The sequence below is a fragment of the Streptomyces phaeochromogenes genome, assembly GCF_001418655.1.
GTDB lineage: Bacteria > Actinomycetota > Actinomycetes > Streptomycetales > Streptomycetaceae > Streptomyces > Streptomyces phaeochromogenes.
On sequence record NZ_LIQZ01000403.1, the window covers coordinates 1,068 to 2,209 of the forward strand.

The window sequence follows — 1,142 nt, forward strand, 5'->3', positions numbered from 1 at the left end:
GATGTTGTCGAAGGCCGCGTCACCCGACAGTTCGGTTGAGTCGGTGGTGAGGTTGACCGCGGACACCGGTGTCTTCCCCTCCCCGGCCCTGATGAGCAGGTTCGTGCCGCCGAGGTCGACGCTCTGGCAGAGCTTGGTGAGGGTCGCCTTCTTGATCGCGGAGACCACCACCAGGACCTGGCCGCCGGTGTCACCCTCGTTCGGGCTGCCCGGTGCCATCTGGTCGAGACCGCCGAACTGTGCGAAGCCCTCGCCGTCGAGGTTGGTCGCGGTGACGGTGAACGGCATACCGGAGATCGCGAACTGCACGCCCAGGGCCCCCTGGGCGGTCAGGATCATAAGGCCGGCCGCGACCGCGGTGGCAGGCACCGCCATCACCGCGGCGCGGCGCAGACGGACCCGCCCGCGTCTCTCGGCGCCCTCGGGGCTCTCCGAGATGGAACCGCTTTCTGACTCTTCGGAGGGCTCGGGGGTGGAACCGGCTGACGAGGTGGCGTCCGAGGACGAGGCCATTTTCTGCTCCCAGGGGCATGTATCAGTGCGGGTAGGGCTTCAGCGGCACGTTGTCCTGGCGCGGACAGCGCCTACGGCGTACGCCTCCTCACACCTCCCGGCGGGCGCAAGGGCTTTCTCGTTACGCAGCAGTAACCGCGACGGAAGTTACCCCCGGTAAGCGACGAGGGTCAAGCATCTTGTGGAAAAAGGAAGTCGGAGATGTGACGGAGCCGTGGAGAGTCGCCCTCGTCTCCTGACCCAACGTCAACTGCCTTACTGAGCAAGCGCATTGAATATTAGTCAACTTCCTTACTGGACCTTGACGTTGAACATCACTCAGGTCTACAACTCTCCCTGGTTAGCACGGATCCGTGGCGCCGGATCCGTCCTGCGGCGCACGTCGACTCCCGGGCTCCATCCCGTCACACGGTCGGCAGGCCGGTCACGTGGTCGACAGACCCGACACACGACCGGCCGACCGCACGTGCGGTCCGCATCCACTCCTCCATGGCACCGGCACGGTCGCATCCCCCCTCCTGGGCCGCGTCCGGTCGCCCTACCGCCGGTCCCGCGCCGGAGGCCGTCCATCGACGCCTCCGGCCAGTCTCCCGGCAGCCACCGTCGGTCCGTCGCGTACGGAGAAGGCG

At 67.0% G+C, this 1,142-nt stretch carries 1 protein-coding gene; it reads right to left on the minus strand.

Annotated features, from left to right (window positions below; translation table 11 throughout):
• The coding region (locus AOK17_RS40330) for a DUF6230 family protein (RefSeq protein WP_055617605.1) at window positions 1-513 on the minus strand (513 nt) is incomplete at its 3' end.
• Window positions 514-1,142 lie beyond the last annotated feature (629 nt).